Origin of the sequence: Tumebacillus lacus (assembly GCF_026410385.1) — a bacterium.
GTDB classification, from domain to species: domain Bacteria; phylum Bacillota; class Bacilli; order Tumebacillales; family Tumebacillaceae; genus Tumebacillus; species Tumebacillus lacus.
In genome coordinates this window covers 50,385-69,570 of the sequence record NZ_JAPMLT010000007.1, presented here as the reverse complement: position 1 = coordinate 69,570, position 19,186 = coordinate 50,385, and the positions used below count along the sequence as shown (strand labels likewise).

Below are 19,186 nucleotides of genomic sequence, written 5' to 3'. Positions count from 1 at the left end.
GCCTCTCCCAGTCGGGCTGTAACTTAAGCTTCGGCTTCCTCAGTGTAAGCCTGGATGATCTTTTGCACGAGATGGTGACGTACGACGTCCTGCTCGCTCAGGAAGTTGAACGCGATGTCCTCGACTCGTTTGAGCACGCGCACCGCTTCGTTCAGACCGGACTGTTTGCCGCGCGGCAAGTCGATCTGGGTGACGTCCCCGGTGACGACCATTTTCGACCCAAAACCAAGCCGCGTCAAGAACATCTTCATCTGTTCCGGAGTGGTGTTCTGCGCCTCGTCGAGGATCACGAACGAATCCTCCAGCGTTCGCCCCCTCATGTAAGCGAGCGGCGCGACCTCGATGGTGCCGCGCTCCAGATATTTGTTGGTGGTCTCCAGACCCAGCACGTCGTACAGCGCGTCATAGAGCGGGCGCAGATACGGATCGACCTTTTCCTGCAGGTCGCCTGGCAGGAAGCCGAGGTTTTCACCGGCCTCGACAGCAGGGCGGGTCAGCACGATCTTTTTCACTTCGCCCTTTTTCAGAGCTGTGACCGCCATCACCACGGCGAGGTACGTTTTACCTGTGCCCGCCGGCCCGACGCCAAAGACGATGTCGCGCTTTTTGATCGAGCGAATGTAGTCCCGCTGTCCGAGCGTTTTGATGCGGATCGGCTTGCCTTTGTAGGTCACGGCGATCTCTTCGCTGTACAGTTCGAGCAACTGCTCCGCCGAGTTGTCACGAGCGAGTTTGATCGCGTAGGCGACGTCGCGCTCTTTTGGCGACTGCCCTTTGCGAATCAGTTTGAGGAGCACGGAGAACAGACTGTCCAGGACGGAGAGGTCCTCCTCGCTGCCGGTGATCGTGATGTCGACACCCCGGCAGTGAATTTTCGTGTTCGGAAACTCGCTTTCGATCTGCTTCAGGTGCGTGTCGTGCGGCCCGAAGAGTTGCGACGCCTCGTGGTTATCTTGCAGTGTGATTCGCTTCTGTTGGTCCAATGCTGGATCCCACTCCTTTGCGACAGGTGGCTGTGTGAGTCATTTTAAAAAAACGGAACTGAAAACGGCTTATGGAGCCGGTTTGGTAGCGTTTGGATCGGGATCGGCGGGCGGACCCGGCGTGAACGGCACCGGTTTGGATATATTCTCCAATACCCGATTGACGATCTCTACCTCTAACTTACCATCTTTTGTTTGGCTCCGCAAAAGAATTTGCTCTTCAACCTTCGCATCCTGGCCCGCTTTGCTCAATGCGTCGGCCTTCGCCAGCTCTTTGGCCTGCTCGGTGGCTTGCTCCTCAGTCCATGTCATTTTTTCAATTTCCACTTCCCGGTATACAGTATGCCGATATTGAATCGGGAAGACAAAGTCGCGAATTTTCAGCACCTTGTCCTCCGCTTCTTCCTCAAACTCTGCGTACGGGATCTTGCCGTAGCCCCAGATCTGGATCGGTTTGCCCCAGAAGGTCAGGAAATGTTTTTCGACCGTCTCGCCCGTCAGTTCTTTGCGGGTCGTCGTCAGCGGCATCACCACTTTGCTCGGATAGTAGACGGCCGCCCAGACTTCGCCGGTGGCATGGACGGAGCTTTTGCCTTCCGCAAGCGTACCGGAGATCAGGACTTGCCCGGGTTGTACCAATTCGCCGCGCGCGACGGTGATCTTGCCCCGGTGCACAGCATAGTCGCGTACGGTGCCTTTTTTCGTCGCCACGATGTGCTGGGGTGCGGTCGGCTGCGGGGTGACGCCTTCGACTTTCTCCACGACCTGTATTTTCACCTTGGTGCCCTGGATCTGCACGCCGGCAAAGGTGATCTGCGGGAGTTTGTCCTGCAGTTTGCTCTGCAGTTCGTCGGTGTCCGGCAGATGGCCGATCCACGCCCACTTCTTGATGCCGATCTCAGCGGCCGCCTGCTCGACCGACTCCGGGGAGAGACGTTTCTCCGCTCCCTCCACCTCGACCGACCAGATGACCGAGGAGAGCATGTAGAGCGAGACGAGAAACGTCAGCGCGCCGGCCAGGAAAAATTTGCGCCGCCACGCCCGCCAGAGCAGGAACGGCACGCCGATCTTTCGACCAAGGCGCAGTTTGATCTGCGACCGCCGCATCAAGGGACGCAGGCGGTGAATGTCGTGCCGGTTGATCATCATCCGGTAGTCTCCGTTTTTCAGACGGGAGATCTCCCAGATCGGAATGCCCTGACCGGTCGCTGCGTTCAGCAGTTCCGGCACACGGTCGCCGCGCATCGTGACGACGACCGTTCCTTTCCAAAAATCAACGAACCACCTTCCCAACATGACAGATCCCCCTATCGATCTATTCGAGGTATTTGATGCCGCTGATGTTGCCTTCGATCACCACTTCGGCGGGAAAGATCGATTTGACCACCAGACTTTTGCCGTAGACATGCAGCTCGCCTTGGCTCAAAGCGAGCCGCAGCAGGTCGTCGCGAAACTCCATGACGCCCCGGTAGTTCTCCACATACAGTTGCAGACCGCCGATGAGGGTGATGCGCGGCACATCCAAGATGGAGTCCTTCGGCACATCGAGCATATCGGCCGCCATTTTCTTCACGCGTTGACGCCAAGAAGCACGCACAGACGTCACCCTCCTTTTCTATGTACATATGCTCGGGACGCCCCTGAGAGAACAAAAAAGGAGAGTCCACCCCCGCCGTTAGACAGAGGGTGTCTCTCCATGTGTATGCCTGTTTACTTGCGTGTAGAACGCGGCCCCCACGGCCGTTTCGCACGCGGTTCGCCAAGGATCTCTCCCAGCACGAGCGCACGCGCCACGTCCTGTTTGCTGCCGAGCAGCGGATGGTGCTGTTGCGGCTGCGGCGGTGCGGTCACAGGCGCTTTGGGCGGCGTCTGCGGCCGGCGGCCCGTCGAGAGCATCGAAGGGGAATACGCCGTGACAGGGCGCGATTCAACCGTCGGTTGACGGTTATCCTCCCGCCACTCGTGCGTCACGCCTTCGCCGCCTTCGTCCTGCGGGTTTTCGTGTACAGAGGGCGTCTGGACTGTCTCCACACGGGGCGAAGCACTGTTGTACCCCTCCGCCGCTTTTTTAAAGAAGCGGATCAGGTTGACGACGATGATGATACCGAAGATCAGAAGCCCGATATCCACGGGGCATCACCTACTTTTTCGTGAGATCGCCAGGGTCGCCGCTGTCGTCGTTCATGTTGGCGAGGCCCTTGCGCATGTCGGTATCGGCGACGAGGTTTTGCAGGTTCATGTAGTCCATCACGCCGAGTTTGCCGTTGCGGAGCGCTTCGGCCATCGCGTGCGGCACTTCCGACTCCGCCTCGACGACTTTTGCACGCATCTCTTCAACGTACGCCCGCATCTCCTGTTCGCGGGCGACCGCCATCGCGCGGCGTTCTTCCGCTTTCGCTTGGGCAATGCGCTTGTCGGCTTCCGCTTGATCGGTTTGGAGTTGGGCGCCGATGTTTTTGCCGACATCCACGTCGGCGATGTCGATGGAGAGAATTTCAAAGGCAGTCCCGGCATCGAGACCTTTGGTCAATACGGTCTGCGAGATCGCGTCCGGGTTTTCCAACACTTTCTTGTGCGACTCGGCCGAGCCGATGGTGGTGACGATGCCTTCGCCGACGCGGGCGAGGATCGTCTCTTCACCGGCACCGCCGACCAGACGCTCGATGTTGGCACGGACGGTGACGCGGGCGCGGACTTTCACTTCGATGCCGTCTTTCGCCACGGCGGCGACGATCGGCGTCTCGATCACTTTCGGGTTGACCGACATCTGCACCGCTTCCAGCACGTTGCGGCCTGCGAGGTCGATGGCGGCGGCGCGTTCAAAAGCGAGGTTGATGTCGGCGCGCTCGGCTGCGATCAGCGCGTTGACGACGCGGTCGACGTTGCCGCCCGCGAGGTAGTGGCTTTCCAGTTGGTTGGTGGTCAGCCCGAGACCCGCTTTATGCGCTTTGATCAGCGGATTGACGATGCGGGCCGGAATGACGCGGCGCAGGCGCATCCCGATCAGCGTGAAGATCGGCACGCGAACCCCCGAGGCCCAAGCCGAGATGTACAGCATGATCGGCACGAAAGTAAAGATGACGGCGAGCAGGATCACGCCCAGCGCGATCAGCACCAGCATGCCAACGAGTGCAGTATCCATGAATCAAGTCCCCCTTCTATTCTTCTGTGTGCACGGGGATGACCGTATTTTCCCCTTTTTCCTTTTGCCGCACCACAATGCGCGTGCCTTCGATCAGCACGATCTGCACCTCGGTGTCGACTGGCAGGAACGCCCCTTCGCTGACCACGTCATAGCGCTGTCCGTGAAAGACAGCCGTGCCGGACGGGCGCAGCGGCGTGACGGTGCGGCCGATCTGGTACATCATGTGGCGGTAGTTGCGCGTCGGCACGTAGCCGGCCGATTTTTCCTGACGGTCATTCAGGACCAGGTTGTTCCAGATGCCGAGGTGGCCGAAGTACTTGAAGATCACAAAGCCGCCGATCACCGCGATGATGATCGCAAACAGCATCGCTTTCAACCCGTAGGTCGTGTCGTACGCCGCCATCACCACCCCGGTCCCCAGAGCCAGCACTCCAAGGCCGCCGATGATGCCAAATCCGGTGACAAAGATCTCGGCGATCATCAGGATCAACCCGGCGAGGAACAGGATCACCGACTCCCACCCGGCAAATCCGGCGACCATATGGCCGAAGAAATACAGCCCCAAGGACGCCGCACCGATCAGGCCCGGGAACACGTGACCGGGGATCATCAGCTCAAAGGTCAGCCCGAGCAGACCGATGATCAAAAGGATCGGAATCACACCCGGCTTGGTGGCAAAACGGGCGATCATCTCCGAGACGCTCGGCTCATACTGAGTGACGACAGCGCCTTGGTACCCGTAGTGCGCCATCACTTCCTCCAACGTTTTAAACGTGCCGTCGGCGATCTTTTGATCGACCGCCTCTTTTGCGGACAATGAGATCAACTCGCCTTTTTGCTTCAGACCGGGGATCTCCAGATTGCGGTCGACCATCCCGGCTGCGATCTTGGTGTCCCGTCCCGTCACTTCAGCGGCGGCGACCATCTCGGATCGCCACAGCGCGGTCACTTTCGGGTCGACAGGCTCCCCCGACGCGGTGCGCGCTTCGGCCGCGCCGATGGTGCTGCCGGGCGACATCGCGATGTGTTTGGCGTTGAGCGCGATGTACGCGCCGGCGGAGATCGCTTCGCCGCGGATATAGGCGATCACCGGCATCTCAGCGGAGCGGACCCGCTCGCCGATCTCCAAGGCGGCATCGATGCGTCCACCGAGCGTGTCGATGTCCAAGATGATCGCCTGCGCCCCGTCTGCCTGCGCCTGCTCAAACGCACGCTGCAGCGAGATCGACAGCCCGGTTTCAATCTCGTTGACCACCGGGATCACGTAGACCGGACCCTTTCCCGCCGCTTGCGTGCCGCTCGGCAGCCAGATCGACAACGCGAGCAGCAGCACCGCCAGGCAGGCCGCAAACATACTGCGGAAGTTCTCCCGCATGCCGTTCTCTCCTTTCGCAAACTCGTTCTGCCTGGGTATACGCATCAAAGACACAAAAGTTTCATGTACAACAAAAGCCATGTGCCGCATTGCTGCGACACATGGCTTTTCTCTGCAATCAGAACGAATTTTATTGAAGCGCCTCTTGGACGATTTGGTTAACGAGCTTGCCATCGGCACGCCCCTTCACCTTCGGCATCAACGCCGACATGACCTTGCCCATGTCGGATTTCCCTTTGGCGCCAGTCTCAGCGATAGCTTCCTGAACGAGGGAGCGAAGTTCCTCCGCCGTCAGTTGAGCAGGCAGATAGTCGAGAAGGATCTCGATCTCCTGCTTTGCATCCTGAATCAAATCCTCACGATTAGCAGCTTCGAAAGATTGGAGGGAATCACGACGTTGTTTCAGTTCGCGATTCAGCACGACTACCACTTCATCGTCAGAGAGCGATTTTTTTTGATCGATCTCCGCGTTCTGGATAGCGGTGCGAACCATGCGAATAACCGACAAGCGGACTTTGTCTTTGTCCTTCATCGCCTGTTTCATGTCGTTGGTAAGACGTTCGGTTAAACTCATGGCAAAGTTGCCTCCTTAGTATTTCTTCTTCTTGCGAGCTGCCTCGGATTTCTTCTTACGGGCGACGCTGGGCTTTTCGTAATGCTTGCGCTTCTTAACCTCTGCGAGGATACCATCTTTCGCAGTGGCACGCTTAAATCTACGAAGTGCGCTATCCAAAGATTCATTCTTGCGAACCTTGACTTCAGACACCTGATTTCCCTCCCTCCGCCAAGCAACAATAAAAAGGCAAATGACGAGAGTCCGTCAGAGAACATTATAAAATAATCGAGCAAATAATGTCAACTAACGGTGCCATTAGATACCTAAACAGTATACTGCACGTTGGAAAAAAAGTAAAATCAATTTTTCCGGAATCTCATTCGCTTCTAGCCGCGGTTGCGGACTTCGAAGATCGCGAATTTCAAGTAGTTGTTTTCATCCATGCCGTGGATCTTCGGATGATCGCGACCGGCCGTGCGGAACTCGACGAGGCGCAAGATTTTTTTCGCATCCAAGGCCGCCTCGCGGATCGTCTCCATGAACAACTCCGGGTGCATGTGGTACGAGCAGGACGCGGTGACGAGGAAGCCGCGCTCTTTGACCAGTTTCATCCCGCGCAGGTTGATGTCCTTGTAGCCGCGCACCGCGCCCGGCACGGCGCCTTTCGATTTGGCAAATGCGGGCGGGTCGAGGATGACCACGTCCCATTTGCGACCTTCCTTCTCCCAGACGCGCAGTTGGTCGAACGCATCGGCAACGACAAATTCAAAGTCCGCCTTGTCCTCAAAGCCGTTCAACTCGACGTTTTTGATCGCCGTGTCGATCGCATGCTCGGAGATGTCGAGACAGGTGATGTCCTTCGCGCCAAACGCGGCCGCATGCACGGTGAACGAGCCGGTGTGCGAGAAGCATTCCAGCACCGACGCGCCTTCTTCGCCCTCGACAGACGTTTTGACGAGGTCGCGGATCGACGCGCGATTTTCCCGCTGGTCAAAGAAGTAGCCGGTTTTTTGCCCGCCGATGATGTCGACGACCATCTTCAGCCCGTTTTCTTTGATCTCGATCAGACCGTCGCTCTCCCCGTACAGGAAGCCGGTCGTCTGCTTCAGGCCTTCCAGTTCGCGCACGCCGACGTCGCTGCGCTCGTAGATCGCTTTCGGTGCGATCACCTCTTTCAGCGCGTGCAACACCATCTCTTTTCGCACATCCATGCCAAGCGACAACACCTGGATCACCAGCACGTCGCCAAATTTATCGACGATCAGACCCGGCAGAAAATCGGCCTCGCCGTAGATCAGGCGCATCGCGTTGGTGTCCTCGACCATCCGCTGCCGGTAGTCCCACGCCTCGCGGATGCGGCGGTTGAAAAACTCTTGGTCGATCTCTTCGCGCTCGTTGTAACTCATCACGCGCACGGAGATCTGCGAGTGCGGGTTGTAGTAGCCCTTGGCCAAAAACATGCCGTTGGCTTGGCGGACATTGACGATATCGCCTGCTGCCACGTCGCCCATAATCTTCTCAATCTCGCCTTTAAACACCCACGGGTGTCCTTGCTCCAGTCGTTTCTTGCGTTTTTTCATCAACATGACATCTGCCATATGTACGACGCTCCTTCGGAAAGAGGTTCAGTTGTCGGACGAGTTTGCATAGGTTGTCTTATAGTGTGCATTCAGGAGGTGGCTGCTATGTGGCAATCGGCCCTCCTTCTCGTCTTGGGCCTCTCCGGTTTTCTGTTTGGGATGTGGATCATGCGCACCGGCATGGAGCGCATGGCGATCGACCGCCTGCCCCAGATCATCGGCCGCTTTGTAAAAACGCCCACGCGCGGGCTGCTGACCGGGACGGTACTCACCGCCCTGATCCACTCCAGCGCGGGCGTCTCGATCATCTCCATCGGGCTGGTCAGTGCCGGTGCGATGACGTTTGCCGACTCGCTCGGCGTGATCCTCGGGTCGAATATCGGGACGACGGTGACGACGCAGGTGCTGTCCTTCGACCTCGACGCGCTGATCCTCCCGTCGATCATCGCCGGGGCGGTGCTCTCGCTGGTGCTGCGCGGCAAATACAAATACATCGGCCTCGCCATTCTCGGCTTTGGCGCGATCTTTCTCGCCTTGGAACTGATCGAGCGCGCCCTCGCCCCGCTCGCCCACATGGACTGGTTCCGCGAGGTGCTGGCCACCTCGTCCCGCCATCCTCTGCTCGGCGTGCTGGCCGGCACTGTGCTGACGGCGCTGATCACGTCGAGCACGGCGACGACGATGCTGACCGTCGTGCTCGCCTCGCAAGGGCTGGTCGATCTGCCCGGCGCGATTGCGATCATCCTCGGCAACAACATCGGCACCTGCATCACCTCGGTGATCGCTGCCGTCGGCACGACGCTTGAGGCCAAACGGGTCGCGCTGGCACACGTGATTTTGAACGTGCTCGGGGTGCTTGTCTTCCTGCCGTTTATCAATCTCCTCGCCGACTTTTGCCGCTACACGGCGGACGGTATCGGCGTGCAGGTTGCCACGTCGCATCTGTTGTTCAATCTGATCTCCTCACTGGCCGTCTGGCCGTTCACGAGACAGTTTGCCAAGCTCGTGGAGTGGTTGATGCCGGACAAGCCGCTGCAGGCATGAAAAGAACGGGAAGGGCGATGCGCCTTCCCGTTTTTTCGTGCGCGCTTTTGGCCTGCGAGCTTGTCACTAGTAGTTCGACTCCGACTGTTGCCCCTGCATGATCGCCACGCCTGCCGAGCAGCCGATCCGGTTGGCACCGGCCGCCATCACCGCGTAGGCGTCTTCTGCCGATCGCACGCCGCCGGACGCCTTGACGCCCACGTGCGGACCAACGACAGCCCGCATCAGCGCGATGTCGGGGGAAGTCGCGCCGCCGCTGGAGAAACCGGTCGACGTCTTCACAAAATCGGCTCCGGCCGCCACCGACAGCAGGCAGGCGATCGCTTTCTCCAAGTCGGTCAACAGCGAAGTCTCGATGATCACTTTGGTCAGCGCTTTGCCTTTGACAGCCTCGACGACCGCCTTGATTTCCTCGTAGACCGCCTTCAGGTCGCCGCCTTTGAGCAGACCGATGGCGATGACCATGTCGACTTCCAGAGCCCCTTTTGCCACCGCATCCTGCGCTTCGAACACTTTCGACTCCAGCGTGTTGGCTCCGAGCGGGAAGCCGACGACGACGCACGGCTTGACATCCGTGCCCGCCAGCGATTTGGCGACGCGCTCGATGTGCCCCGAATTGACGCAGACGGCTGCAAATTTGTATTCTTTCGCCTCGGCACAGATCTTCTCCACCTGCTCCGGCGTCGCTTCCGGCTTCAAGATCGTGTGGTCGATGATCGAAGCGACTTGCTCTTTCGGGATCGGAGTGTACGCGCCGATGCCTGTCTCCACCTGGCCGATAGCCGCCTCGACAGCAGCTCTGGCTTGGCTGATTGTCTCCTGCATTGAGATTCCTCCTTATGTACGGCGATATGTACAGGCAGGGGCCTCTTGTGTGAAAAGGCCCCTCTCCCATGCGTGCTTCTCTTACATCATTTCCAGTTCAATCGCATTTTCACCGAACGGCCCGGTCACGCTCGGGAGTTCTTCCTCGCGTTCGGTAAACGTCAGTCGCTCCACAAACGTGCCCTGCGACAAAACGGGACCCGCCGCGTCGAGGCGAACGGCCACGACTTCGCCGAGCAGTTCATCGCCGCCGTCAAACTCCACCTTGATGTAGTTGTCGGTGAAGCCGATCAAAAGACCTTGCTCGTTGCGCTCCTCCGGGATCACTTCCAGCGTCTGGCCGATAAATTTGGCCGAGTACTTGACCTGCAAGGAGTTGGCGAGTTGGATCAGGCGGTTGACGCGCGCTTCTTTCTCGCGCTCCGGTACTTGATCTTTGTATTTCGCCGCCGGGGTGAAATTGCGCGGCGAATACGGGAAGACGTGCAGATCGGCAAAGTTTTGATCGCGAATGAATTCGTACGTCTCGACAAATTCTTCTTCGGTCTCACCCGGGAATCCGACGATCACGTCCGATGTGATCGCAAGGTCCGGCAGCGCCTTGCGCACGTCCGCCAACGAGGTTGCAAACTCCTCGGTGGTGTACTTGCGGTTCATGCGCTGCAACACGCGGTTCGAGCCGGACTGGAGCGGGATGTGCAGGTGGCGCACCACTTTCTTCGACTCAGTGAGCACTTTGATCATCTTGGCGTCCAGTTCGCTCGCTTCGATGGACGAGATGCGGATGCGGCGCAACTCCGGCACTTTCGCCTCCAGTTCGACGAGCAGGTCGGCGAGGGTGTAGTCGTCCAGATCATCGCCGTAGCCGCCGGTGTGAATGCCGGTCAGAACGATCTCATAATAGCCGGCTTCGACCAGTTTGCGCGCCTGACGGATGACGTTCTCCGGCTGACGGGAGCGAATGAAGCCGCGGGAATACGGGATAATACAGAAGGTGCAGAAATTGTTACATCCTTCCTGTATCTTCAGCGACGCGCGGGTGCGGTCGGTAAAATCAAACACGTCCAGCTCTTCAAACTCGCGCTGTTTGCGCACGGAAGAAACGATCTTGAACGGGCTTTTCTCCTGCTGGGCCCGCTCGACATACTCGATGATCTGCTCGCGGCCCTGCGTCCCGATGACGAGGTCGACGCCCGGGATCTCCAAGATTTCATCCGGTGCGACCTGCGCGTAACAACCGGTGACGACGATGGTCGCGTCTTGATTTTTGCGGATGGCGCGACGGATCATCTGGCGGGATTTCTTGTCGCCGGTGTTGGTGACGGTGCAGGTGTTGATGATGTACACGTCCGCCTGATCGTCAAAATCGACCTGTGCATAGCCCTTTTCGCGGAACAGGTGCCAGATCGCTTCCGTATCGTACGAGTTGACTTTGCATCCTAAAGTGTGAAACGCTACGGTGCTCATTTCTCTCCTCCTCCAATCTCTCCATAGTGATAGAACACGCAGGTCGCAGCGACCAGCCCGGCCGTCTCCGTGCGCAAAATGCGCGGACCGAGCGTGACGGGGAGCGCCCCTGCCGCCAACGCCTGTTCGATCTCATCCTCTGCTATGCCGCCCTCCGGCCCGATCAAGATGCAGACGCTCTTGATCTCCGGATGGTTTGTCAGTACCTCTTGCAACCCCAGCGCCTCTTCCCTTTCATACGGAACGACGACCAGATCATACGCAGCGACCGTTTTCAGCCACTGCTTGAACGTCACGCCTTCGCGCACATCAGGGATCCGATTGCGGTGCGCTTGCTCCGCCGCTTCTTTGGCGATCTTTTGCCAGCGTTCGCGGCGTTTGGCTTCTTTTTTGGCGTCGTACTGCACGATGCAGCGCACCATGTCCAACGGGAGAAAATCGGCGATGCCGACCTCCGTTCCCTTTTGCACAATCAATTCCATCTTATCACCTTTGGGCAACCCCTGCGCCAAGGTAATTTTTACTGCCGGTTCCGGGTCTTTCGCCACGTTCTCGACGATGCGGCCCTGCACGGTGTCACCAAGATCTGTCAACTCGACGCGGAAAGCCTGTCCGCTGCCATCACAGACGATCACCTCATCGCCCGCTGCCATGCGCATCACGCGCACGATGTGTTTGACATCGTCGCCGCTGATCGTGACCGTATCGCCTGCGATGGCGTTTTGCGAAACAAAATAGCGTTGCACGGCGGTCTCCCCCTTCGGCTACGCGAGTTTGGCGACGAGCGCCACCCAGTCTTCTTCGATGATCGTATCGACGACTCGGAATCCGTGCGCGTCCAACTCCGCTCGCACGAGATCCGCTTTGTCCTTGATGATGCCTGACGTGATAAAGGTGCCGTCCGGTTTCAGCACGCGCTTGGCATCGCCGACCATCAGCAGGATGATCTCGGCGAGGATGTTGGCGACGACCACGTCATACGTCTCGTCTACGCCTTTGAGCAGGTCGTTGGCCCGCACCGTGACCGTGTCCTGCACGCGGTTCAGTTCGATATTTTCCTGTGCGACCTGCACCGCCACCGGATCAAGGTCGAGAGCGAGCACGCTGTCCGCCCCCATCTTCGCGCAGGCGATGGAGAGGATTCCGGTGCCGCAGCCGACGTCGACGATGGTGTCGTTCGGTTGGATCACGCCTTCCAGCGTGCGCAGGCACAGCGTCGTCGTCGGATGGGTGCCCGTGCCGAACGCCATGCCAGGGTCGAGCTCGATCACGATCTCGCCTTCGCGCGTTTCGTACTCCTCCCAAGTCGGCTTGATCGTCAGGCGCTCGGTGACTTGCACCGGGTGGTAATATTTCTTCCACTCATCGGCCCACTCTTCTTCATCGGCGATCCGCGCGGTCACTTTCGCCGCGCCCGGATCGAGTTCCATCTCGCTGAGACCTTTGATCTCCGCTTCGATCTGGCCGACCATCTCTTCACGCCACACTTCCAGTGCCACGTACGCTTTCACGCGCACGCCGGACTCCGGGTAGTCGGCCGGATTGAGCCCGTAGATCTCGCCGTAGCGGTCGACAAACTCGCGGGTGAGATCGCCGCTGTCCTCGATCATTACGCCATTGGCGCCGTAGCGCTCCAAGATCGCCGACACCGCCTCCGTCGCTTCGGACGTGGTCAGAACTTCCACTTCCGCCCATTGCATTTCTATCGCATCCCCTCGGGTAGTAGATAACTGTAGGAAACTGTTGACACACAGATTAAAAAATACCACATTCGCAAAACAAAATCCACAGGGATAGAGTGCCCGGAAAAGGCGACCTCCTACCCCTGTGGATGTTTGTCAGTCGCCGAGGAACGCCGATTTCAAGCGTTCAAACAGCGAGCGTTGTTGCTCGTGCGTCTCTTCGCCCATCGTGGACGCGAGCTCGCGGAGCAGTTCTTTTTGCCGGTCGTTGAGCTTGGTCGGCGTGACCAGCGTGACGCGCACATGCTGATCGCCGCGTTGCCCTTGGCGGTTGAGAACCGGAATGCCCTGACCTCGCAGGCGGAACACCGTGCCGGACTGCGTGCCTTCCGGGATGCGCAGTTTCGCCTTGCCGTCGATGGTCGGCACTTCGATCTCGTCGCCGAGCGCCGCTTGCACGAACGTCAGCGGCACTTCGCAGTAGACATCCTCTGCGTCGCGCTCGAAGAAATCGTGATCGCGTGCGACCAGCACCACGTACAGATCGCCGGGCGGGCCGCCTTTGACGCCCGCTTCACCCGCGCCGGAGATGCGGATGCGGTTGCCTGTGTCGACGCCCGCCGGGATGCGGACGTTGATCTTGCGACGGCGGCGGACTTTGCCTTCGCCGTGGCAGGTGCCGCATTTGTGCTCGATCTTTTTGCCGGAGCCGCCGCAGGAGCGGCAGGTGGTGCGGTTCGCCATTCTCCCGAACGGCGTGTTCATCACTTGCTCTTGCTGGCCGGTGCCGTGGCAGGTCGAGCAGGTCGACGCCTTGGTGCCCGGTTTCGCACCGGAGCCGTCGCAGGTGTCGCACTCTTCCCAGCGCGGGATCTCGATGTCCTTTTCGACGCCGAACGCCGCCTCTTTGAAGTCGATCTGCAGTTGGTACTGGAGATCGGCCCCCCGTTGCGGACCGTTCCGTTGACGGCCGCCGCCACCGCCACCGAAGAACATGTCGAAGATATCGCCGAAGTCACCGAAGCCCTGACCGCCACCGCCGCCGCCGAACTGGTTCGGATCGGTGTGGCCGAAGCGGTCGTAATGCGCCTTCTTGTCGCCGTCAGACAGCGTCTCGTAGGCTTCGGCCGCTTCTTTAAATTTGTCGGCCGCACTCGGGTCGTCTTTGTTGACGTCCGGGTGATACTGGCGGGCCAGCTTGCGGTATGCCTTTTTGATCTCGTCGGGCGACGCGTCCTTGCCGACGCCCAACACTTCATAGTAATCCCGTTTACTCACAAGCTCTCACTCATTTCTTGTCTTCGTCGACCACTTCGTAGTCAGCGTCGACGACGTTTTCGCCCTTCGCGTTCGAGGTGCCTTCCGCGCCCTCTGCCGCTTGTTGCGCCTGTGCCGCTTGCTCATACAGTTTGATCGACAGAGCTTGCACCACTTCGTTCAGCTCATCGGATGCGGACTTGATCGCTTCGATGTCTTCGCCTTCGAGTGCGGACTTCACTTTGTCTTTCGCTGCGTTTGCCTTGTCGATCTCGGAAGCGTCCACTTTGCCTTCGAGGTCTTTGAGCGTCTTCTCGGTCTGGTAGACCAAGGAGTCTGCGTTGTTGCGGATGTCGATCTCTTCACGGCGCTTCTTGTCCGCGTCGGCGTTCAGTTCCGCCTCTTTCACCATGCGGTCGATCTCGTCGTCGGACAGGCCGGTGTTCGAGGTGATGGTGATCTTTTGTTGCTTGCCGGTGCCGAGGTCTTTGGCCGATACGTTGACGATGCCGTTCGCGTCGATGTCGAAGGTGACTTCGATCTGCGGCACGCCGCGCGGAGCCGGCGGGATGTCGGACAGCATGAAGCGGCCGAGGGTCTTGTTGTCGCGGGCAAACTCCCGCTCGCCTTGCAGGACGTGGATCTCAACGGAGGTCTGGTTGTCGCCTGCCGTGGAGTACACTTGGGTCTTGGAAGTCGGGATCGTCGTGTTGCGCTCGATCATGCGGGTCATGACGCCGCCGAGGGTCTCGATGCCGAGGGACAGCGGGGTGACGTCGAGCAGGACCACGTCTTTGACTTCACCGGTCAGGACGCCGCCTTGGATCGCAGCGCCGATCGCGACGACTTCGTCCGGGTTGACGCCTTTGGACGGGTCTTTACCGAGCAGCTTTTTCACCGCTTCGACGACAGCCGGGATACGGGTGGAGCCGCCGACGAGGACGATCTTGTCGATTTCGGAAACGGACAGACCGGAGTCTTTCAGAGCTTGACGGGTCGGGACCATCGTCGCTTCCACGAGGTCTGCGGTCATCTCGTCAAACTTCGCGCGGGTCAGGTTGACTTCCAAGTGTTTCGGGCCTTCTGCGGTCATCGAGATGAACGGCAGCGAGATCGTGGTCGCGGTCACGCCGGACAGTTCTTTCTTCGCTTTCTCCGCTGCGTCCTTCAGGCGTTGCATCGCCATCTTGTCTTTGGACAGGTCGATGCCGTTTTCCTTCTTGAAGGTGTCGATCAGGAAGTCCATGATCTTTTCGTCGAAGTCGTCGCCGCCGAGGCGGTTGTTGCCGGAGGTCGCTTTGACTTCAAAGACGCCATCGCCCAGCTCCAGGATCGAGACGTCGAACGTACCGCCGCCCAGGTCATAGATCAGGATCGTTTGGTCTTCTTCTTTGTCGAGGCCGTATGCCAGCGCGGCTGCAGTCGGCTCGTTGACGATGCGCAGCACTTCCAGGCCTGCGATCTTGCCCGCGTCCTTGGTCGCTTGACGCTGGGAGTCGTTGAAGTACGCCGGAACGGTGATGACCGCTTGGGTCACCGATTCGCCGAGGTATGCTTCCGCGTCCGCTTTGAGCTTTTGCAGGATCATCGCGGAGATCTCTTGCGCGGTGTAGTCTTTGCCTTCCAGCGTTTCTTTGTGAGCGGTGCCCATGTAACGCTTGATCGACATGACGGTGTTGTCCGGGTTGGTGACCGCTTGGCGTTTCGCCACATCGCCGACCAGACGCTCGCCGTTTTTCAGACCGAGCACAGACGGGGTGGTGCGGTTGCCTTCCGCGTTCGGGATGACTACCGGCTCGCCGCCTTCCATGACTGCGACGCAAGAGTTGGTGGTGCCAAGGTCGATACCGATAACTTTACTCATGACAAATACTACCTCCTGAGATGTTTAATCTGGAAATTTTTATAGATGAAAAATTATTGGGAGACTTTGACCATCGAAGGACGAACCACTTTGTCCTTCACTTTGTAGCCTTTGCGCAGTTCCTCGACGACGGTGTTCGCCGGGTGCTCGGCCGATTCCACCTGCATGATGCCTTCGTGCAGGTTCGGGTCGAACGGCTGACCGACCGCGCCGATCTCTTGCAGGCCGTAGTTGCCGAGCGTGGTGATCAACTGACGGTGGACCATCTCGATCCCGGCCAGCAGCATCTTCACGTCGGAGCCTTCCTGCGTCTTCAGCGCCATATCAAACGTATCCAGCACCGGCAGCAGCTCTTCGAGAATCTTCACGTTCGCATATGTAGCAAACTCTTCTTTCTCCTGACGGCTGCGGCGGCGGAAATTATCAAAATCAGCCTGTGCGCGCAGGTAGCGGGTCTTGTAATCGTCCGCCATGTGCGCCAGACGCTTCACATCTTCCAGCAGTTCTTCGCGGGTTTTGTTTTCAAAATCGGCGCCCGCCTCGTCGCTCGTCTCCACAGACTCGGTCTCCGCCGCTTCCGGTTCGAGCACTTCTTGTTCGTGTTCGTGTTGGTTGTTGTCTTGATCCATGATTGAAGCCTCCTGACTCACTCATCCTGATCGGCGTCTTCGCGCATGCGAATCACCGTTTGAATGCGCATGATCGCGACCGTCACTTCGCCGGCCGCCCGGAGCGCGTGGAGTTTGACGGGGGCGGGGTCGTAGATGCCCCGCTCCATCACGTCGATCACAGCGCCGTCGTCGCAGTCGATCGCCAGCGCGTCGCTCTGCCTCTCGACCTGCGCCACGCTCGCCGCCTCCACTTTCTCCAGCGGGTTGAATCCGGCGTTTTGCACGATCTGCGTCATCGGTTTGCGGAGCGCGCGCGCCACCGCCTCCACGCCAAATCCGGTCATGCCGCGCACCGTCTCGCGCAGCTTTTCCACGTCGCGGGCGATCCACAGCTCGACCGCACCGCCGCCTGGCACGACGCCGCCCATGACGGCCGCCTGCACAGACGAGGCAGCATCGCGGGCGATGCGCAGTCGCTCACCGACCACTTCCTCCGTCGACGCGCCGACCAAGATCGTCGCGAACTGCGTGCCGCGTCCGCCGAGGATGCGGATGTTGCCCGCCCGCTCCTCCTCATAGACCGCCTCCGCCGTGCCGAGGACTCTTTGCATCTCCTCCGGCGACTTGCCAAGGCCGGTGCGCTTGACCGGGCGCGCGCCCGTGTGCTCGGCGATTTTGCGCAGGTCTTTGGACGCGACGCGCTGGACGATCATCACGCCCGCCTCGCCGAGCACCTCCTCCGCCACCGGCGAGACGCCCCGGTCGGTGAAGACGGTGTTGACCCCAAGGACGACCAGACGTTCCAAGTTGCGGCGAAACTCTTCTTTATATTGACGATAGAGCAGAAACCCGGCTTCGGTGCCAAGCGCCTCGCCTTCGACCTCTTCCGGCTCCAACGCGTCATCGACGATCAAGATCTGCGCGTTTTCCACGCGCTCCGGCATCTGCGGCGACATCCGCTGTTTGTTCAGGATCACGCCTTGGAACACTTCACTGCCCGCTCCTTCGCGGGCGATCACATGCTCCGACAGGCGATAGGTCTCTTCGCGCAGCTTGTCATAGCCGATCAACCTGGCCGCCTCTGTGACGAGGCGGGCGATATCGGCATGCTCCCGACCGGCGACCATCGCCACATGGAACAGAACATCGTCCCCGAGCGACTCCAGCGACCGGGACCGCAGCTCCAGCCGTTCCAACGCATGCGCCACGCCGGTCTGGATGCCTTCGATCACCCGGGTGACCGGCACGCCGCGCTCGACTTGAGCCACCCCTTCCGCCAGCAGGGCCGCTGCCATCAGGGTCGCCGTCGTCGTGCCGTCGCCGATCTCCGCTTGCTGCGCGCTCGCCACGTTGATCAACATGCGGGCGGCCGGGTGCACGACTTCCATCTTATTGAGGATCGTCACCCCATCGTTGGTGATGATGACGTTGCCCCGCGCGTCGACCAGCATCGTGTCAAGCCCTTTCGGCCCGATGGTGCCTTCGACAGCCGAGGCGATGGCCCGGACAGCCGTCGCGTTTGAGTAAAGAGCGGCCAGCCGCTCTTCGCTTTCGCTCGGTTTCTGGTTCTGACTCATGCTGACAACTCCTTCTGCCTCTTCCAAAGCACGCCTGTGTGGAAACCTTTAGCAAGTATGTTCAGGAGCCACCTAATTATGCAGGTCGGTGTTGTAAACGTTCGAGAGCACGCTCGAGATCGACTGCAACACCCCGATCACCCGCGCATACTCCATCCGCGTCGGCCCGAGCACCCCGATCGTGCCGATCAGGTGGCCGTCGACCGCGTAGGTGGCGGTGATCAGCGAACAATCGCGGACCGTCTCCACCGTGTTCTCCTGCCCGATGCGCACTTGCAGACCAGGTGCCTGCGTGCCTTCGAGCAGCCGCGCGATGTCGTGCGACTGCTGGAACATGTCGAGCAGCGGTTTCAATTTGTCCACATCGCGAAACTCCGGCTGATTGAGGATCATCGTCGTGCCGCCGAGGTAGATCTTTGCCTGTTCGTCCTTGAACGAGACCATCTGGTCGAACAGGTCCATCGCGTGCTCAAACTGCTCCGAGTAGCGTCTCAGTTCGGCGACGATCTCCGTGCGCAGCGCGTCTTTCAGGCGATGCAACGGCTGGCCGACCAGCTTGCGATTGAGCAGTTCCACGTAGTTTTGCACCGATTCGGCGGAGATCCCCTCGGGGATCGTCACCGTGCGGTTTTCCACGTGGCCGGTGTCGGTGACGATTATCGCCACCGCCAGATGGTTTTGCAGAGGCAGCAGTTGAATGTGCCGCAGCTTGGCGACATTTTTTTGCGGCCCCAAGACAATCGAGGTGTAGTTGGTCAACGATGACAAGATCGTCGCCGTCTGTTGCACCACCTGTTCCATCTGGTCGATCTGTTTCAACAAATAAGATCGCAGCGAGTCCACCTCCAGCCCTTCGACTTGCGAAGGCTGCATCAGGTGGTCCACATAAAAGCGATATCCTTTTTGGGAAGGAATGCGTCCCGCTGACGTGTGCGGCTGCTCCAGGAATCCCAGTTCCTCCAAATCGGCCATCTCATTGCGGATTGTCGCCGGACTGATTTTGATATCCGGACGTTTGGAGATCGTGCGGGACCCGACCGGTTCAGCCGAACGAATATAGTCATCCACCAAAATCTGAAGGATCATCTTCTGTCGATCGGTCAACATCTGCGGCCCGCCTCCCTTATTGTTAGCACTCGGTAGGTACGAGTGCTAAAAGCTATTTAGAATGTAGCAAAAACGCGCCCTCGCTGTCAACATCACAAGGACAAAAAGGGGCC

Annotated in this window: 19 protein-coding genes; 1 reads left to right on the top strand and 18 read right to left on the bottom strand. The window is 59.3% G+C overall.

The annotated features are described in order from the left end of the window. Positions 1-23: 23 nt before the first annotated feature. The 9 genes from OS242_RS12730 to OS242_RS12690 form a co-directional block, all read right to left on the bottom strand. Positions 24-983: a PhoH family protein gene (locus tag OS242_RS12730; RefSeq protein ID WP_267152076.1), complete on the bottom strand. Its 960-nt coding sequence runs from the start codon at positions 981-983 to the stop codon at positions 24-26. Positions 984-1,052: 69 nt separating this feature from the next. Further along, positions 1,053-2,279: a sporulation protein YqfD gene (gene yqfD, locus OS242_RS12725; protein WP_267152075.1), complete on the bottom strand. Its 1,227-nt coding sequence runs from the start codon at positions 2,277-2,279 to the stop codon at positions 1,053-1,055. Between the two features lie 19 nt (positions 2,280-2,298). Continuing rightward, positions 2,299-2,580 carry a sporulation protein YqfC gene (yqfC, locus tag OS242_RS12720; RefSeq protein WP_267152074.1) on the bottom strand — a complete coding sequence of 94 codons (282 nt, stop codon included), beginning with the start codon at positions 2,578-2,580 and terminating at the stop codon, positions 2,299-2,301. Between the two features lie 113 nt (positions 2,581-2,693). Continuing rightward, the gene (locus OS242_RS12715) at positions 2,694-3,113 is read right to left on the bottom strand and encodes a hypothetical protein (RefSeq protein WP_267152073.1); all 420 of its coding nucleotides are present in this window, start codon (positions 3,111-3,113) and stop codon (positions 2,694-2,696) included. A 10-nt stretch (positions 3,114-3,123) separates the two neighbouring features. Further along, entirely contained in the window at positions 3,124-4,125 is a 1,002-nt protein-coding gene (gene floA / locus OS242_RS12710; RefSeq protein WP_267152072.1) for a flotillin-like protein FloA, read from the bottom strand. A 16-nt stretch (positions 4,126-4,141) separates the two neighbouring features. After that, positions 4,142-5,503: an NfeD family protein gene (locus OS242_RS12705; protein WP_267152071.1), complete on the bottom strand. Its 1,362-nt coding sequence runs from the start codon at positions 5,501-5,503 to the stop codon at positions 4,142-4,144. Positions 5,504-5,633: 130 nt separating this feature from the next. Then, positions 5,634-6,077 carry a GatB/YqeY domain-containing protein gene (locus OS242_RS12700; RefSeq protein WP_267152070.1) on the bottom strand — a complete coding sequence of 148 codons (444 nt, stop codon included), beginning with the start codon at positions 6,075-6,077 and terminating at the stop codon, positions 5,634-5,636. A 15-nt stretch (positions 6,078-6,092) separates the two neighbouring features. After that, entirely contained in the window at positions 6,093-6,269 is a 177-nt protein-coding gene (rpsU, locus tag OS242_RS12695) for a 30S ribosomal protein S21 (protein ID WP_038086206.1), read from the bottom strand. Between the two features lie 176 nt (positions 6,270-6,445). Beyond that, on the bottom strand, positions 6,446-7,657 hold the full coding sequence (locus OS242_RS12690; protein WP_267152069.1) for a class I SAM-dependent rRNA methyltransferase: 1,212 nt from the start codon (positions 7,655-7,657) through the stop codon (positions 6,446-6,448). Positions 7,658-7,744: 87 nt separating this feature from the next. Between OS242_RS12690 and OS242_RS12685 the strand changes: the two genes are divergently transcribed. Next, a complete protein-coding gene (locus OS242_RS12685) occupies positions 7,745-8,683 on the top strand; it encodes a Na/Pi cotransporter family protein (RefSeq protein WP_267152068.1) in 939 nt (312 codons plus the stop codon). A gap of 66 nt (positions 8,684-8,749) precedes the next feature. Here OS242_RS12685 and deoC read toward each other — a convergent pair whose 3' ends face one another. The 9 genes from deoC to hrcA all read right to left on the bottom strand — a co-directional run bounded on the left by deoC (position 8,750) and on the right by hrcA (position 19,073). Continuing rightward, positions 8,750-9,508 (bottom strand): deoxyribose-phosphate aldolase, encoded by a 759-nt coding sequence (deoC, locus tag OS242_RS12680; protein ID WP_267152067.1) that lies wholly within the window; start codon positions 9,506-9,508, stop codon positions 8,750-8,752. An 81-nt stretch (positions 9,509-9,589) separates the two neighbouring features. Beyond that, positions 9,590-10,975, bottom strand: a complete 1,386-nt coding sequence (mtaB, locus tag OS242_RS12675; RefSeq protein ID WP_267152066.1) for a tRNA (N(6)-L-threonylcarbamoyladenosine(37)-C(2))-methylthiotransferase MtaB — start codon at positions 10,973-10,975, stop codon at positions 9,590-9,592. Then, positions 10,972-11,721, bottom strand: coding sequence for a 16S rRNA (uracil(1498)-N(3))-methyltransferase (locus OS242_RS12670; protein WP_267152065.1), 750 nt, complete (start codon positions 11,719-11,721; stop codon positions 10,972-10,974). Before OS242_RS12670 ends, mtaB begins: the two co-directional genes overlap by 4 nt. Positions 11,722-11,739: 18 nt before the next feature. Continuing rightward, positions 11,740-12,675: a 50S ribosomal protein L11 methyltransferase gene (gene prmA / locus OS242_RS12665; protein ID WP_267152064.1), complete on the bottom strand. Its 936-nt coding sequence runs from the start codon at positions 12,673-12,675 to the stop codon at positions 11,740-11,742. 138 nt (positions 12,676-12,813) lie between these two features. After that, on the bottom strand, positions 12,814-13,935 hold the full coding sequence (dnaJ, locus tag OS242_RS12660) for a molecular chaperone DnaJ (protein WP_267152063.1): 1,122 nt from the start codon (positions 13,933-13,935) through the stop codon (positions 12,814-12,816). A gap of 10 nt (positions 13,936-13,945) precedes the next feature. Then, entirely contained in the window at positions 13,946-15,778 is a 1,833-nt protein-coding gene (gene dnaK, locus OS242_RS12655) for a molecular chaperone DnaK (protein WP_267152062.1), read from the bottom strand. Positions 15,779-15,831: 53 nt separating this feature from the next. Continuing rightward, complete coding sequence (gene grpE / locus OS242_RS12650; RefSeq protein WP_267152061.1) at positions 15,832-16,407, bottom strand: nucleotide exchange factor GrpE; 576 nt, start codon at positions 16,405-16,407, stop codon at positions 15,832-15,834. Between the two features lie 17 nt (positions 16,408-16,424). After that, positions 16,425-17,966, bottom strand: a complete 1,542-nt coding sequence (locus OS242_RS12645; protein WP_267152060.1) for a TCP-1/cpn60 chaperonin family protein — start codon at positions 17,964-17,966, stop codon at positions 16,425-16,427. Between the two features lie 72 nt (positions 17,967-18,038). Further along, the gene (gene hrcA, locus OS242_RS12640) at positions 18,039-19,073 is read right to left on the bottom strand and encodes a heat-inducible transcriptional repressor HrcA (protein WP_267152059.1); all 1,035 of its coding nucleotides are present in this window, start codon (positions 19,071-19,073) and stop codon (positions 18,039-18,041) included. Positions 19,074-19,186: the final 113 nt, after the last annotated feature.

Excerpts from the sequence above, each read along its gene's own strand:
- floA (WP_267152072.1), bottom strand. The coding sequence starts at position 4,125 with ATGGATACTGCACTCGTTGGCATGCTGGTGCTGATCGCGCTGGGCGTG.
- OS242_RS12645 (WP_267152060.1), bottom strand. The coding sequence starts at position 17,966 with ATGAGTCAGAACCAGAAACCGAGCGAAAGCGAAGAGCGGCTGGCCGCT.
- OS242_RS12690 (WP_267152069.1), bottom strand. The coding sequence starts at position 7,657 with ATGGCAGATGTCATGTTGATGAAAAAACGCAAGAAACGACTGGAGCAA.
- OS242_RS12705 (WP_267152071.1), bottom strand. The coding sequence starts at position 5,503 with ATGCGGGAGAACTTCCGCAGTATGTTTGCGGCCTGCCTGGCGGTGCTG.
- prmA (WP_267152064.1), bottom strand. The coding sequence starts at position 12,675 with ATGCAATGGGCGGAAGTGGAAGTTCTGACCACGTCCGAAGCGACGGAG.
- OS242_RS12700 (WP_267152070.1), bottom strand. The coding sequence starts at position 6,077 with ATGAGTTTAACCGAACGTCTTACCAACGACATGAAACAGGCGATGAAG.
- grpE (WP_267152061.1), bottom strand. The coding sequence starts at position 16,407 with ATGGATCAAGACAACAACCAACACGAACACGAACAAGAAGTGCTCGAA.
- hrcA (WP_267152059.1), bottom strand. The coding sequence starts at position 19,073 with ATGTTGACCGATCGACAGAAGATGATCCTTCAGATTTTGGTGGATGAC.
- deoC (WP_267152067.1), bottom strand. The coding sequence starts at position 9,508 with ATGCAGGAGACAATCAGCCAAGCCAGAGCTGCTGTCGAGGCGGCTATC.
- mtaB (WP_267152066.1), bottom strand. The coding sequence starts at position 10,975 with ATGAGCACCGTAGCGTTTCACACTTTAGGATGCAAAGTCAACTCGTAC.
- OS242_RS12685 (WP_267152068.1), top strand. The coding sequence starts at position 7,745 with ATGTGGCAATCGGCCCTCCTTCTCGTCTTGGGCCTCTCCGGTTTTCTG.
- dnaK (WP_267152062.1), bottom strand. The coding sequence starts at position 15,778 with ATGAGTAAAGTTATCGGTATCGACCTTGGCACCACCAACTCTTGCGTC.
- yqfD (WP_267152075.1), bottom strand. The coding sequence starts at position 2,279 with ATGTTGGGAAGGTGGTTCGTTGATTTTTGGAAAGGAACGGTCGTCGTC.